Genomic DNA, 15,141 nt, shown 5'->3' with positions numbered 1-15,141 from the left:
GCGTACGCAGCGTGTAACAGGACAGGAAGAGCCGCCGCCCGCGCCGAGACGAAGAGTGAGGCACCGCATGGACTTCCTGCGCCCTGCCAGCTGGCAGGAGGCGCTCGCCGCCAAGGCCGCGCACCCCGAGGCCGTGCCGCTCGCGGGCGGCACCGACGTGATGGTCGAGATCACCTACGACCACCGCAGGCCGCGGCAGCTGCTGGACCTCGGCCGGATCGCCGAGCTGGCCCGCTGGGAGAGCGCCGGGCCGGACGTACGGCTCGGCGCCACCGTCCCGTACGCCCAGGTCATCGACCACCTGGCCGGCGAGCTGCCGGGCCTGGCGCTCGCCAGCCGTACGGTCGCCTCGCCGCAGATCCGCAACCGCGGTGGGGTCGGCGGCAACCTGGGCACCGCCTCGCCCGCGGGCGACGCCCACCCGGCGCTGCTCGCGGCGGGCGCGCGGGTCGAGGCGGAGTCGGTGCGGGGGCGGCGGATGATCCCCATCGACGACTTCTACACCGGCGTCAAGCGCAACGCGCTCGCGCCCGACGAGCTGATCCGCGCCGTGCACGTGACCAGGGCGACCGGCCCGCAGCAGTTCTCCAAGGTCGGCACGCGCAATGCGATGGTGATCGCGGTGTGCGCCTTCGGCATCGCCCTGCACCCGGACACCCGCACCGTCCGCACCGGCATCGGCTCGGCCGCGCCGACCCCGGTCCGCGCCCGTACCGCCGAGGAGTTCCTGGCCGCGGTGCTCGACGAGGAGGGGCTGTGGGACAGCGGCCGGCCCGTACCGCCGTCCGCGGCCGGGGAGTTCGCCGCCCTGGTGGCCGCCGCTGCGAGCCCGATCGACGACGTGCGCGGCACCGCCACGTACCGCAGGCACGCGCTGGGCGTGCTCGCCCGGCGCACCCTGGAATGGACCTGGCGGCAGTACCGCGACGAGAGGGGGAGCAGGACATGCGCGTGACGTTCACCGTCAACGGCCGCCGCCGGCAGGCCGACGACGTCTGGGAGGGCGAGAGCCTGCTGTACGTGCTGCGTGAGCGGCTCGGCCTGCCGGGCGCCAAGAACGCCTGCGAGCAGGGCGAGTGCGGCTCGTGCACGGTGCGCCTGGACGGCGTCCTGGTGTGCTCCTGCCTGGTCGCGGCGGGGCAGGCCGAGGGCCGCCGGGTCGACACCGTCGAGGGGCTGGCCGGACCGGACGGCGCGCTCGCCCCCGTGCAGCAGGCGTTCGTGGACGCGGGCGCCGTGCAGTGCGGCTTCTGCACGCCGGGCCTGCTGGTCGCCGCCGACGAGCTGCTGGAGCGCAACCCCTCGCCGTCGGACGCCGACATCCGCGAGGCGCTGTCGGGCAACCTGTGCCGCTGCACGGGCTACGAGAAGATCCTCGACGCGGTCCGCCTCGCGGCCGCCCGTACCGGACAGGCCGGGTGAACGCGATGGACTCCGCCCGGGGCACCCGCCTCGCCCCCACCGGCCTCACCCAGTCCAGTTCCGGCCGTGCGGGCGGTGTGGGCGAGTCCACCCTGCGCCCGGACGGCACGCTCAAGGTCACCGGCGAGTTCGCGTACGCCTCCGACCTGTGGCACGAGGACATGCTGTGGGGCCACACGCTGCGCAGCACCGTCGCGCACGCGACGATCACCGCGATCGACACCTCCGATGCGCTCGCCACCCCCGGGGTGTACGCCGTGCTCACCCACGACGACCTGCCCACCGACGTGCGCCACTACGGGCTGGAGTTCCGCGACACGCCCGTCCTCGCGTACGGCAAGGTCCGCCACCACGGCGAGCCGGTCGCGCTGGTCGCCGCCGACCACCCGGAGACCGCGCGCCGCGCCGCCGCGAAGATCCGGGTGGACTACGCGCCGCTGCCCGTCGTGACGGACGAGGCGAGCGCGACCGGTCCCGGCGCCGTCCTGGTCCACGAGGCGCGCGACGACCACCACGCGGCGCACGTCCCGCACCCCAACGTCGTCCACCGGCAGCCGGTCGTGCGCGGCGACGCCGCCGCGGCCGCCGCGCGGGCCGACGTCGTGGTGCGCGGCGAGTACGTCTTCGGCATGCAGGACCAGGCCTTCCTCGGCCCCGAGTCGGGCCTCGCGGTGCCCGCCGAGGACGGCGGCGTGGACCTCTACGTCGCCACCCAGTGGCTGCACTCCGACCTGCGGCAGATCGCCCCCGTCCTGGGCCTGCCCGAGCGCAAGGTGCGGATGACGCTGTCCGGCGTCGGCGGCGCCTTCGGCGGCCGCGAGGACCTGTCGATGCAGATCCACGGCTGCCTGCTGGCGCTGCGCACCGGCAAGCCGGTGAAGATGGTCTACAACCGCTTCGAGTCCTTCTTCGGCCACGTCCACCGCCACCCCGCCAAGCTCGCCTACGAGCACGGTGCGACGCGCGACGGCAAGCTCACCCACGTGCGCTGCCGCATCGTCCTGGACGGCGGCGCGTACGCCTCCTCCTCGCCCGCCGTCGTCGGCAACGCGGCCTCGCTCGCGGTCGGCCCCTACGTCGTGGACGACGTCGACATCGAGGCGCTCGCCCTCTACACCAACAACCCGCCCTGCGGGGCGATGCGCGGCTTCGGCGCCGTCCAGGCGTGCTTCGCCTACGAGGCCCAGATGGACAAGTTGGCGGCCGAACTCGGCCTGGACCCGGTCGACTTCCGGCGCCGCAACGCCATGAGCCAGGGCTCGGTCATGCCCACCGGGCAGGTCGTCGACGCCCCCGCGCCCGTCGCCGAACTGCTGCGCCGCGTCAAGGCCCGCCCGCTGCCGCCGGAACGCCAGTGGGAGACCACCGAGGGCCCCGACCTGCGGGCCCTGCCCGGCGGGCTGTCCAACACCACGCACGGCGAGGGCGTCGTGCGCGGGGTCGGCTACGCCGTCGGCATCAAGAACGTCGGCTTCTCCGAGGGCTTCGACGACTACTCCACCGCGCGCGTCCGCATCGAGGCCGTCGCCGGTGAGCCCGTCGTCACCGTGCACACCGCGATGGCCGAGGTCGGCCAGGGCGGGGTGACCGTCCAGGCGCAGATCGCCCGCAGCGAACTGGGCGTCGCCCAGGTCACCCTGGCGCCCGCCGACACCACCGTGGGCTCGGCCGGCTCCACGTCCGCCTCCCGCCAGACGTACATGACCGGCGGCGCCGTCAAGCACACCTGCGAGGCCGTGCGGGAGCGGGTGTTCGACCTCGGCCGCCGCAAGTTCGGCAGCCACCACCCGGCGTGGGCCACCGCCGAACTCGTCCTGGAGGACGGCAAGGTGGCCACCGACGGCGGCGAGGTGCTCGCCGGCCTCGCCGACGTCCTCGGCGACCAGGCCATCGACCTGGAGCTGGAATTCCGCCACCGCCCCACCCAGCCCTTCGACCTGCGCACCGGGCAGGGCAACGGGCACGTCCAGTACAGCTTCGCCGCGCACCGCGCGGTTGTGGAGGTCGACACCGAACTGGGCCTGGTCAAGGTCGTCGAGCTGGCGTGCGCGCAGGACGTCGGCAAGGCCGTCAACCCGCTGTCGGTGACCGGCCAGATCCAGGGCGGCAGCACCCAGGGCCTCGGGGTGGCGGTGATGGAGGAGATCGTCATCGACCCCACCACCGCGCTGGTCCGCAACCCGTCCTTCACCGACTACCTGATCCCCACCATCCTCGACACCCCGCCCATGCCCGTCGACATCCTCGAACTCGCCGACACCCACGCCCCGTACGGGCTGCGCGGGGTGGGCGAGGCGCCGACGCTGTCCTCGACCCCGGCGATCCTGGCCGCCATCCGCCAGGCCACCGGCCGCGCCCTGACCCGCACCCCGGTCCGCCCGGAACACCTGACCGGACCCTAGGACGCGTCCGTCCCGCACCCGTCCCCACCCGGCGGGACCGCCCCGCACCCACACGTCCCACCGGCCCCGAGGAGGTGAAGGCGATGCTCGACATCGCAGCCGACCTGCACCGGTGGTGCGCCGCGGGCCGCCCCTTCGCCGTGGCGACGGTCGTGGCCGTCAGCGGCAGCGCGCCCCGGCAGCCCGGGGCCGCGCTCGCCGTCGACGCGGACGGCACCGCGGTCGGCAGCGTGTCCGGCGGGTGCGTGGAGGCCGACGTCTACCTGCTGTGCCAGGAGGCCCTGGCCGCGGGGGAGCCGGCGCGGCCGCTGCTGCGCCGCTACGGCTGGTCCGACGACGACGCCTTCGCCGTCGGCCTGACCTGCGGCGGCGAGATCGACGTCCTCGTCCAGCGCGTCGACCCCGCCGCCCGGCCCGAACTCGCCGCCGCACTGGCCGCGTTCGCCGCCGGTGAGGTGGCGGCGCTGGCCCGGGTGGTGGCGGGCCCGGCCGAACTCCTGGGCCGCGCCCTGCTCGTACGCCCGGACCTGCCCTACGAGGGCGGCCTCGGCGACGAGCGGCGCGACGCCACCGCCGCCGACGGGGCCCGCGCGCTGCTCGCCGCCGGGCGCACCGGCACCTTCGTGATCGGCGCGGACGGCAGCCGGTGCGGCGAGCCGCTGACGCTGCTGGCCGAGTGCGCCGCCGCGCCGCCGCGGATGCTCGTCCTCGGCGCGACGGACGTCGCCGCGGCGCTCGCCCGCGCCGGATCCTTCCTCGGCTACCGGGTCACGGTGTGCGACGCGCGGCCCGTGTTCACCACCCCGCGGCGCTTCCCGGACGCGGCCGAGGTCGTCGTCGACCACCCGGACCGCTACCTGGACGCCGAAGCCGCGGCCGGCCGCCTCGACGCCCGTACCGTGGTGTGCGTCCTCACCCACGACGCGCGGTTCGACGTGCCTGTCCTGGCACGGGCGCTGCGGCTGCCGCTCGGCTACGTCGGGGCGATGGGCTCGCGCCGCACCCACGCCGACCGGACGGCCCGGCTGCGCGCGGCCGGTGTCCCCGCCGCGGCACTGGCCCGGCTGCACTCCCCGATCGGGCTGGACCTCGGCGCCCGCACACCGGAGGAGACGGCGCTGTCGGTCACCGCGGAGATCCTGGCGTGCCGCACGGGCGCCACGGGGATGCCGCTGACCGGCGCGTCCATGCCCATCCACGCCCTGCCCGCCTGACCGCGTCCGTACGGCTCCCGTGGGGGCGCGGTCCGGCCGTCATGCAGAGGAATCTCTGCAAATGACTCTATGCAGAGGATCCTCTGCAACCTATGCTGCCCTCATGACCGACCCGACCCCGCCCGGGGAACCCGTGCCCCCGCCGCCCACCCGCCGGATCGACGCCCGCAGCCTGCGCGGGCTCGCCCACCCCCTGCGCATGAAGATCTTCGAGATCCTCAGCCTGGACGGCCCGGCCACCGCCACCATGCTCGCCGAGCGCCTCGGCGAGAACACCGGAACCGTCAGCTGGCACCTGCGGCACCTGGCCGAGCACGACTTCATCGAGGAGGAGGTCGGGCGCGGCACCAAGCGGGAGCGCTGGTGGCGCCGGGTGGACACCAGGAACGAGCTGAACAGCGCCGACTTCCGCGACGACCCCGACACCCGCGGCGCGTTCGGCGTCTACCTGCACGAACTGCTGCACCAGTACTTCAGCCGCGTCACGGCCTACGTCAACGAGGACTGGGACACCGCCTGGCGCGCCGCAGGCACCGTCGCGGACTGGCGCGACCTGCGGCTGACGCCCGACCAGCTCAAGGCGCTCAACGCGGAACTCGCCGACGTCGTCGCACGCCACACCCCGGCCCCCGGCACCGAGCCCGCGCCCGGCGCGCTCCCCGTCGTCGTCCAGTTGCAGTCCTTCCCGCGCAGACCGCGGGGCACCGGATGAGCGGCGGCGCACGCGGCGGCCTGCTGCGCCGCCACCGGGACTTCCGCCTGCTGTGGTGCGGCGAGACCGCAGGCAAGTTCGGCGCGTCCGTCACCGGGGTGTCGATGCCGCTCATCGCCGTCTCCGTGCTGCACGCCGGGACGTTCGAGGTCGGGCTGCTGAGCGCGAGCGCCTGGGCGCCCTGGCTGTTCATCGGCCTGCCCGTCGGCGCGTGGGTGGACCGGCTGCCGCGCCGCCCGGTCATGATGTCGTCGGCCGCCGCCTCCCTCGCCCTGTTCACCGCGGCGCCGCTCGCCGCGCGGTGCGGGCTGCTGAGCATGGGGCTGCTCCTCACGGTGGCCCTGCTGACGGGCACCGCGGCGGTCTTCTTCCAGACCGCCTGGACCGCCTACCTCCCCACCCTCCTGGAACCCGCCGACCAGCCCGAGGGCAACGCCAAGCTGCACGGCAGCGCGTCCGCCGCGCAGTTCGCCGGGCTCGGCTCGGGCGGTGTCATCGCGCAGGCCGCCGGGGCGGTCAACGGGCTGTTCGCCAACGCCGCGACCTTCCTCGTCTCGCTGCTGTGCCTGGCCGGCATCCGCCACCGCGAGCCCCGCCCCGCCCGCACCGGCCGCCGCGCCCGCGGAGCGCTCGGCGCCGAGGTCCGCGCGGGCCTGCGGCTCATCGCGGGCGACCCGTGGTTCCGCACCTTCGCCCTCTTCGGGGCCGCCTCCAACCTGGCCCTCATGGGCTACCAGTCCCTCCAGGTCGTCTTCCTCGTCCGCACCGTCGGCCTGCCCCCCGGCCTCGTCGGCACGCTCATCGCCGCCACCAGCACCGGCGGCGTCGCCGGGGCCTTCGCCGCCCGCCGGGTCGCCCGCCGCGTCGGCACCGCGCGCGCCACGCTGCTGTTCGAACTGGCTGTCCCCGTCCTCGCCCTGCTCATGCCGCTCACCACCCGAGGCGCCGGAGTGCTGCTCTTCGTGACCGGCGGCTTCTGCGTCACCGCGGGCGTCGTCGGCGGCAACGTCGTCAAGGCGGGCTTCCAGCAGCGCTACTGCCCGCCCGAACTCCTCGGCCGCCTCACCGCGAGCGCCGCCTTCCTCGGCTACGGCACGATCCCGCTCGGCGCGCTCCTCGGCGGCGCCCTCGGCACCGCCCTGGGCCCCCGCGCCGCGATGACCGTCATGACGGCGGGCATCCCGCTCGCCGCGCTGATCCTCGCCTTCTCCCCGATCCGCCGCGTACGGGACCTCCCCGACCACCGGCGGACGCCCGCCGCCGCACCCCCGCGCACGGCGGAGCAGGCGGCCTGAGCCCCGGCTCCCTCCCCCCGCAGGCGGGGCGCTAGGGGCAGTCGCGGACCGCACCTGTCCGCATCGGGGCCTACCGTAAGATCCATGCCCCTCAGCCTGCGCACGCTCAACCGGACACTGCTCAGCCGTCAGCGCCTCCTGCACCGGGCGGGGCCCGCGACCGGCGCCGAGGATGTCGTCGGGCATCTGCTCGGGATGCAGTCGCAGGTGCCCTCCTCCCCGTATCCGGGGCTGTGGAGCCGGCTCGACGGCTTCGACGTGGCCGAGCTGGGGCGGCTGCTCACCGAACGGCGGGTCGTCCGGCTGGCGATGATGCGCAGCACCGTGCATCTGGTGACGGCGCGGGACGCGTCGCGGTTGCGGCCGTGGGTGGATCCGATGCTGCGGCGGTCGTTCGCGAGTTCGCAGTGGGCGAAGGGGCTGGCGGGGGCGGACGAGGCCGCGCTGACCGCCGAGGGGCGGGCGCTGCTGCGCGAGAAGCCGCGCACCCCCGCGGAGTTGCGCGCGGCGCTCGCCCCGCGCTTCCCCGCCGCGGACCCGGCGGCGCTGGTGAACGCGCTGCGGTCGTGGCTGCCGCTCGTGCAGCTGCCGCCGCGCGGGGTGTGGGGCGCGGGCGGGGAGACGACGTACGCCCTGCTGGAGGAGTGGCTCGGGGAGGAGGCCGCCGACACGGCGCCGGACAGCGCGGACATCGTCCGCCGCTACCTCGCCGCCTTCGGACCCGCCACCCCCGCGGACCTCCAGAAGTGGTCGGGTCTGACGGGGCTGAAGTCCGCCTTCGCGCCGCTGGACCTGCGCACGTACACGACCGACGACGGCCGGGAGCTGTACGACCTGCCGGAGGCGGAACTCGCCGACCCGGACGTGCCGGTGACGGCCCGGCTCGTCGCGGACTTCGACAACGTCCTGCTGTCGCACGTGGACCGGACACGTATCGTGCCGGAGGCGTACCGCTCGCGTGTGATGACGGTCAACGGCATCGTGCGCGGCACGATCCTGGTCGACGGCTTCGTGGCGGGCACCTGGCGTTTCGCGCGGGCACGCGGGAAGGCGGCGGTGGAGGTCACGCACTTTGCTCCGCTGGCGGCGGCGGACCGCGCGTCGCTGACGTCGGAGGGGCTGCGCCTGCTGGCGACGACCGACGCGGGGGCGGCGCCCGAGGTGACCTTCACGGCGGCCTGAGCCCCGGGCGGGCCGCGCCGCCCCTACCGTGCCGCCCCTACCGTGCCGCCTCGAACGCCCGCCCCGCGGCCGTCTCGGCGGCACCGCTGCGGAAGAGCCCGCTGCTGGGCTTCGTGTCGTCGGCCCCGAGGCCGAACCACGCGTACCGCTGCAGGTAGGGCAGGCCGTCCAGCATCTTCGTCGCGGACGTCACGAACGCGGCCTGCTGGGCGTCGGTCGGGAAGCGCGTGCCGTGGGAGAAGTCGATGAGGGCGAACTCGGTGAGCCAGATCGGCTTGTGGTAGCGGTTGTACACCGCCTGGAGGTAGGACTTGAGCTGGGCGACCGCCTCGGGGGTGCGGAAGTCGCCGCCGTACCAGTGCAGGGCGATGAAGTCGACGCGGTAGCCCTTGGCCTTCGCCCCGGACATGAACTGGTCCAGCCAGCCGCCCGGGGTGTCGCCGCCGTAGGCGACGGCGGGGCTGCCCAGCACCTTCCCGCTCGCCATGAGCTTCGGCCACAGGGCGAGCGCCTGGTCCGCGCTCATGTCGGACTGCCCCGACATGTCGGGCTCGTTGAAGCCCAGCAGGTAGGGACCGGCCTTCTTCGCCTGGGCGAGCGAGGCCGCGTCGGTGCTCGCGGAGCCCCAGATCATCGGGACGAAGCCGGGGCCGCTGACGCCGCTGTGGGTGGTGGACCAGGTGTAGTACCAGCTCGCGCCGGACTTGCCGAGGGCGGAGTTCACCCCGTCGAAGGTCCAGACGCCGACGCCCTTGCGGGTCGAGGACGCGGGAGCGACGGGCGGCGCGGCCTTGGCCGGGGCGTGGGCGGTGGCCTTGGCGGAGGGCGTCGCGGAGGACGGGGTGGGGGAGGCCGAGGGCGTCGTGGGGGACGGCGCGGCGGTGGTGGGCGCGGCGGCGGCCGACGTGCTGCTCGCCGCCGGGCGCGGCGTGGCGGAGGCGTCGGCGGCAGGCGCCGAGTCGCCGCCCGCGGACAGGTGGACGGCGAGCAGCGCGCCCGCCGCGACCGCGGCGACGGTACCGGCCGCGGCCGTGGTCACCCCGGCGGGGCCGTGCAGCAGCCGGGGCCTGGCCCGGTGTCCGTGCCGCGCACCGCTCCGGCGTGGGGGGTGTGCCGGAGCGGTGCGCGGGGCCGCGGCATGGGGCGCGGCCTGGGTGGGGGGTGTGGGGGCGGGCCCTGCGAGGCCCGCGGGGTCGAGGGCACCCGCGCCGGCGGCGGCCCCGGAGCCCGCCGCGTGGCCGAGTCCGAGCCCGATCGGCACCGGCAGCAGCGGCAGCCCGCTCAGCAGCCGGTCCATCGGCAGCAGTCCGCCCGTGCGGGCGGTGCAGTCGGCGCAGCCGCGGATGTGCCGGGCCAGGCGCTTGCGCCACAGCGGGCTCGGCACCCCGTCCCACCCGGCGGCGGCGTGCCGCAGCCCGTCGCAGGGCGGGGTGGCGCCGAGCGCGCGGACCACCGCGCGGGAGACGTCCAGTTGCTCCTTCATGCGCTGGACCTTGACCGCCGCGTGCTGCCGGGACAGGCCGAGCGCGTCGGCGAGTTCGGCGCGGCCGAGGTCCCCGGTCTCCTCCAGCCACCACAGCGCGAGCAGGGTGCGGTCGTCGCCGTCGAGCCAGCGGGTGGCCTCGGCGATCTCCCGGCGCTGGTCGGTGAGGCCGAGCCGCAGGATGGTGAGGGCGGCGAAGTCGGAGGCCGGGTCGGGGATCAGCTCGGCGGCGTCCAGCGCGGTGCGGTGGTGCCAGGACGCCTTGCGGGCCTGTTCGCGGTCGCGGACCTGGCGTACGGCGATGGCCACCAGCCAGGAGCGGAAGGCCGCCGGGTCGCGCAGGCCGTCCAGCCCGCGGACGACCCGCAGCAGCGTCTCCTGGACCACGTCGTCGACGTCGTCGTGCCCGTCGAGCGCGCGGCCCACGATGTTGTAGACGAGCGGCAGGCACTGCGCGACCAGCCGGTCGAGCGCCTGCTGGTCGCCCGCCCGCGCGGCCGCCACCAGTGCGGGGTCGGGTCCGACACGGCCGTCTGCGCGCATGCTGCTCCGTTCCGATCTTCCGTCGTCCGTCGTCCGTCCGCGCCGTGCGGACGGCGCTTCTTCCCCCGGACAGGAGACGGTGCCACGCCCGGCGGATAACGGAAACCCGCTGGGCGCGGCTCACGGCTCACGGATTGGGCACGGTGTCCGTGAAGGTCGTCCCCGCCGCCCGGTATCCGGCCACCCGCGCGCTGACCTGCGCGGGGGTCAGCACCTGGTCCTTGACGAAGGCGACGTAGTCCACCTGCTCGTGGTACGAGCGGGAGGTGCTGCTGGTCTGGCCCGTGAGGTCGATGAGCCAGTGGTTGAAGTCGATCCACTGCGGCGTCTCGGGCAGGTACGGCTCGCCGTGCGTCGCGACGACCTGGCCGTCGATGTAGTAGGTGATGTTGGTGTTGTCGATGGTGATCTGGAGGTCGTGCCAGCCGTTGAGGCTGCCGTACTGCTGCCCGTGGGTGTTGACGGCGTTCCACGGGTCGGGGTTGTACGTCTCCCAGGACGTCTCGTACATGATGTTCTGCGTCTCGCCCCAGCCGCCGTTGGGCAGGTACTCGAAGTCCTGCTCGCTGTAGTCGGGATCCATGGGGGCGTTCAGCGGGGTGAAGGTGAAGAACGTCTGGTTGATGTGGTCGCCGTCCGGGCCGCTGTCGGGGGAGTCGCCGAAGCGGACCCGGGCCGCGTACGTCCCGTTCTTGAACTTCCGCGCGGTGGTCTGGAGTTCGGTCTCCCGGGTGCCGGACGCGGTGCCGTCGGTGGTGAGTTTGAGGTCCATGACGCGGTTGCTGCTGCCGTCGGCGGCGAAGGTGATGTCGCCGGGCGACCAGGTCGCGCCCGCCACGCCCGGACCGCCCTGGCCGGACTTGACCGTCCAGCCGTGCTGGGAGACGGCCGCGTCGGAGCTGGAGGTGTAGGAGAAGTCGTCGAAGAGCGCGGGCGCCCCCGGGTCGTCGCCGCCTCCTCCGGAGGTGGGCGGGGTGGTCGGCGGGGTGGTGGGCGGCGAGGTGGGGTCGTTGCCCGCGGGCGCGGTGCCGAAGACGACCGAGCCGTTCTCCTGCACGGTGACCTTCGTCCAGTTCGCGTACGAGGTCTGGGTGGCGCCGAAGGAGTAGTCGTCGGACTGCGTGAGGGTCTGCCAGTCGGCGCGGTAGAAGCGCAGCTGCATGTCGCCGGTGTTCTGGCCGGGGGCCAGCGAGCCCGCGCCGGAGGTGAAGCCGATCTCCAGGTAGCGGTCGGCGGTCGCAGTCGGGTGGGCGAGGGTGCCGAAGGTGCCGGTGATGTTCCCGCAGCCCTTGACGGCCCACGAGCAGGCGAAGCGGTAGGTGACGGAGGGGCCGTCGGACTTGAAGTAGTAGCGCAGGGTGACCTGGCTGAGCGGTACGGACGAGCTGCCGGTGTTGGTGACCTGGAGCCAGGGCTCCGACTGGTCGGCGGTCGCGCCCGTCGCGCTGGTGCGGTACTGCGCGGTGAGCGCGTCCTGCGCGGCGGAGGCGGGCAGCGCGGTGAGGGCCGCGCAGCCGAGCCCGGCGGCCGCGCACAGCGCCATGGCGGCGCGCATGCGGACCGGGCGGCGTGCGGTGCGTGCGGTGGTGCTTCGTGCGGTCTTACCTGACACGGTGATCCCTTTCCAGTGGGGTGGGTGGGTCCGGTGGGCCAAGTGGGCCGAGGGGAGGGAGGTGGTGCGCGCCGGGCTCGGGGCCCGGCGGGTCGGGGGGCCGCGCGCGTCCCGCGGGTCAGCGCGAGGACGCCGTCGCGGGGGCGCCGCCGGGTTCGCGGCGGTGGTGCACGCGCAGCGCGTCCAGCCGGGACTGGTGGTGGCGCAGCGCGGGGCGGAAGTCGGCCGACCAGCTGCTCGCCGGGTTCCACGCCCGGTCGGCGAGCGCGGCCAGCCGCGGGAAGGCGAGGTATTCGGCCTGGGCGGCGGTGGTCACGTACTCCGTCCACAACTGGCCCTGCGTGCCGAGCACCCGGGCGGCGGCCTCCGGCTCCCAGCCGGGCGGCACCGCGTCGCCGGCGTGCACCGCGCGCAGGTCCAGCACCCCGCCGGCCTGGCCGCGCGGCTCGTCGGGACCGGCGGCCTGCGGGTAGTCCAGGTACGTCGAGCGGTAGGGCGTCATGATGACGTCGTGGCCGCGCCGGGCGGCGGCGAGCCCGTGGTCGGCGTCCCGCCACGGCATGACGGTGAAGTCCGCGGGCGGCGCCCCGGAGTCCTCCGCCCAGCACACCGGGAGCCGGCCCTGCGCCAGCAGGAAGTCGCCGACCTGGCCGAGGAACCACCCGTGCAGCGCCTTGGGCGACTCCAGGCCCAGCCGCGCGGCCCGCTCGCGCGCCGCCGTCCCGGTCTCCCACTCGGTGACGGGGCACTCGTCGCCGCCGATGTGCACATAGCGGGACGGGAAGACGTCCAGCACCTCGCCGAGCACCGTGCGGCAGAAGTCCAGCACCTCGTCGTGGACGCCGAGGACGGTGTCGCACACGCCCCACTCGGTCCACACGTCCAGTTGCCGTCCGGGCACGTTGCCCAGCTCCGGGTAGGCCGCGAGCGCCGCCCGGGTGTGTCCGGGCATCTCGATCTCCGGCACCACGGTGACCCCGCGCTCGGCGGCGTACGCGACCAGGCCGCGCAGCTCGGCCGCGGTGTAGGCGCCCTCGTGCGGGGTGTCGCCGCCGCGCCGCCCGCCGATCTCGGTGAGCCGCGGGAAGGCGGCGACCGGCATCCGCCAGCCCTGGTCGTCGGTGAGGTGCAGGTGCAGCACGTTGAGCTTGTGGAAGGCCAGCAGGTCGGTGAAGCGGCGCAGGAAGGACACCGGCAGGAAGTGCCGGGCCACGTCCAGCATCGCCCCGCGCCACGGGTGCCGCGGCACGTCGGTGATCTGCACACCGGGGATGCGCCACGGCACGCCGGTCACCGGCTGCGCCGCGAGCGCCTCGGGCGGCAGCAGTTGGCGCAGCGTCTGCACACCGCGCAGCAGCCCCGCCGGGCGGGCCGCGCGCAGCAGCACCGCGTCGGGGCCGACGGTCAGACCGTAGCCCTCGTCGCCGAGCCCGCCGAGCATGTCGTCGACGACCAGGACGACGGTGCCCGTCGGGGAGGACCGCAGCGGCAGCCCGGTGGCGGGCGCGAGCAGCGTGCGCAGCAGCCGGGCCGCGCCGGCCGCGGCGCCGTCGGCCCGTACGGCGGTGGACTCGTCGAAGGTGAAGTGGCCGGGGATGCGGGCGTATTGGGTGGGGTGCGGAATGATCACGGCAGTCGCTCTCCAGGGCAGGGCGGGGCGCGCGCTCGGCGGGGAGCGCGGGACAGGGGCGTACGGTGGGGCCGCGGTGCGGCGGCGGGGGAGGGATCAGCCCTTGACGGCCCCCGCGGTCATGCCCGAGGTGACCCGGTTCTGGAGCAGCAGGAAGACCACCAGCACCGGCAGCATGAACAGCGACGAGGCGGCCATCGTGGCGCCCCAGTCCGTGCCGAAGACGTTGCTGAACGACGCCAGCCAGACCGGCAGCGTACGGGCGTCCTGGTTCTTGATGATCAGCGTGTTGGCGAAGGCGAACTCGTTCCACGCCGTGATGAAGCCGAACAGCGACGTGGACAGCAGCCCCGGCGCGAGCAGCGGGAACGTCACCCGGCGGAAGGCCGCGGGCCGGGTGCAGCCGTCGACCTGGGCGGCCTCCTCCAGCTCCACCGGGATCGCGGCGAGGAAGCCGCGCAGCGTGACGATGGTGAAGGGCAGCGTCGTCATGAAGTAGACCAGCGTCAGCATCGACAGCTTGTCGAGCATGTCGGTGTCCCGCGCGATGACGTACATCGGGATCAGCAGCGCCTCCCACGGCGCCATCTGCGCGACGAACACCATCAGCAGGAAGGCGCGCCGCCCGTGCCACCGCATCCGGCCGACGGCGAAGGCCGCGAGCAGCGCCACCACCAGCGACATCAGCACCGCGCCGAGTGTGACGGTGAGGCTGTTGCGCCAGAAGGTGCCGAAGCCGGGGGAGTCCACGGCGGTGCGGAAGTGCGCGAGCGTGGGGTGCAGCGGCAGGAAGGACGGGGTGTCGGACTGGATGTCGGCGGACGGCTTGAAGGCGGTCACCACCATCCAGTAGACGGGGAAGACCGAGACGGCCAGGGTCAGCAGCGCGGCCAGGTTGAGCGGCAGCCGCCGCGCGCGCGGCCGGCGGCGGAGCGTCCGCGGCGCCTTACCAGTGGTCCAAGCGGTCACAGCGCGCCCTCCTGGCGGAACATCCGGCGCAGGTTGAACACGAGCGCGCCGAGCAGGATCAGTACGGTCAGGGTGGAGACGGCCGCGCCCAGGTCGTACTTGTGCAGGCTCTGGGCGATCTGGAAGGCGTAGACGGGGAGCGTGGTCGTGGCGCCGTTGGGGCCGCCCTCGCTCATCACCCAGATCTGGGTGAACGCCTTGGCGCACCAGATCACTTCGAGCGAGGTGACGAGCGCGAACAGCGGCCGCAGCATCGGGAAGGTCACCAGCCGGAAGGACTTCCAGGCCCCCGCGCCGTCGATCCGCGCCGACTCGTACAGCTCCGCCGGGATCGTCGTCAGGCCCCCGTAGAGGGTCAGCGCCGCGAAGGGCACGGACTGCCACACCACGAGCACCACGAGGATCGAGAAGGTGGCGGTGCCGTGCGCGAACCACGAGTAGTTGCGGTAGGAGTCGAAGCCCAGCTTGACCAGTGCCCAGTTGACCACTCCGAAACGGGACTGGAAGAGCCACTGGAAGATGGTGGTGGCGGCGATGACCGGGGTCGCCCAGGTCAGCACCAGCCCGCTCATCACCGCCAGCCGCATCCGCTTGCCGAGCCGGACCAGCATGAGCGCCACCAGCGTGCCCAGCACCATGATCAGCACGACGTTCAGCGCGGTCCACCACACCGTGCG

The 15,141-nt window shown here is 74.5% G+C and carries 12 protein-coding genes; 7 read left to right on the top strand and 5 right to left on the bottom strand.

Translation table 11 applies throughout. From position 1 onward, the window contains the following. The first annotated feature begins 67 nt into the window (after positions 1-67). The 7 genes from ACWERV_RS18990 to ACWERV_RS18960 all read left to right on the top strand — a co-directional run bounded on the left by ACWERV_RS18990 (position 68) and on the right by ACWERV_RS18960 (position 8,227). Complete coding sequence (locus ACWERV_RS18990) at positions 68-955, top strand: FAD binding domain-containing protein (protein ID WP_398178449.1); 888 nt, start codon at positions 68-70, stop codon at positions 953-955. Beyond that, entirely contained in the window at positions 946-1,422 is a 477-nt protein-coding gene (locus ACWERV_RS18985; RefSeq protein ID WP_452934283.1) for a (2Fe-2S)-binding protein, read from the top strand. Before ACWERV_RS18990 ends, ACWERV_RS18985 begins: the two co-directional genes overlap by 10 nt. A 5-nt stretch (positions 1,423-1,427) precedes the next feature. Continuing rightward, a complete protein-coding gene (gene pucD / locus ACWERV_RS18980) occupies positions 1,428-3,824 on the top strand; it encodes a xanthine dehydrogenase subunit D (RefSeq protein ID WP_452934280.1) in 2,397 nt (798 codons plus the stop codon). An 83-nt stretch (positions 3,825-3,907) separates the two neighbouring features. Further along, entirely contained in the window at positions 3,908-5,038 is a 1,131-nt protein-coding gene (locus tag ACWERV_RS18975) for an XdhC family protein (protein WP_452934277.1), read from the top strand. A gap of 103 nt (positions 5,039-5,141) precedes the next feature. Continuing rightward, positions 5,142-5,750 (top strand): ArsR/SmtB family transcription factor, encoded by a 609-nt coding sequence (locus tag ACWERV_RS18970; RefSeq protein ID WP_452934275.1) that lies wholly within the window; start codon positions 5,142-5,144, stop codon positions 5,748-5,750. Further along, complete coding sequence (locus tag ACWERV_RS18965; protein ID WP_452934273.1) at positions 5,747-7,045, top strand: MFS transporter; 1,299 nt, start codon at positions 5,747-5,749, stop codon at positions 7,043-7,045. Before ACWERV_RS18970 ends, ACWERV_RS18965 begins: the two co-directional genes overlap by 4 nt. An 84-nt stretch (positions 7,046-7,129) precedes the next feature. After that, positions 7,130-8,227 (top strand): winged helix DNA-binding domain-containing protein, encoded by a 1,098-nt coding sequence (locus tag ACWERV_RS18960; RefSeq protein WP_452934270.1) that lies wholly within the window; start codon positions 7,130-7,132, stop codon positions 8,225-8,227. Positions 8,228-8,264: 37 nt separating this feature from the next. On the opposite strand, the gene ACWERV_RS18955 is transcribed toward ACWERV_RS18960, so the two are convergent. The 5 genes from ACWERV_RS18955 to ACWERV_RS18935 form a co-directional block, all read right to left on the bottom strand. Continuing rightward, positions 8,265-10,253 (bottom strand): sigma-70 family RNA polymerase sigma factor, encoded by a 1,989-nt coding sequence (locus tag ACWERV_RS18955; protein ID WP_452934268.1) that lies wholly within the window; start codon positions 10,251-10,253, stop codon positions 8,265-8,267. A 127-nt stretch (positions 10,254-10,380) separates the two neighbouring features. Continuing rightward, positions 10,381-11,808 carry a cellulose binding domain-containing protein gene (locus ACWERV_RS18950; RefSeq protein WP_452934420.1) on the bottom strand — a complete coding sequence of 476 codons (1,428 nt, stop codon included), beginning with the start codon at positions 11,806-11,808 and terminating at the stop codon, positions 10,381-10,383. A gap of 175 nt (positions 11,809-11,983) precedes the next feature. Further along, positions 11,984-13,495: a beta-N-acetylhexosaminidase gene (locus ACWERV_RS18945; protein WP_452934265.1), complete on the bottom strand. Its 1,512-nt coding sequence runs from the start codon at positions 13,493-13,495 to the stop codon at positions 11,984-11,986. A 96-nt stretch (positions 13,496-13,591) separates the two neighbouring features. Continuing rightward, on the bottom strand, positions 13,592-14,464 hold the full coding sequence (locus ACWERV_RS18940; RefSeq protein ID WP_398178474.1) for a carbohydrate ABC transporter permease: 873 nt from the start codon (positions 14,462-14,464) through the stop codon (positions 13,592-13,594). Beyond that, positions 14,461-15,141, bottom strand: a 681-nt coding sequence (locus ACWERV_RS18935) for a carbohydrate ABC transporter permease (protein WP_452934262.1), incomplete at its 5' end; no start/stop codon positions are given. The genes ACWERV_RS18935 and ACWERV_RS18940, both read right to left, overlap by 4 nt.

Source organism: Streptomyces sp. NPDC004031 (assembly GCF_053604375.1).
Note: the sequence above shows the minus strand (reverse complement) of the source record. Positions and strands in the feature narration are given on the sequence as shown.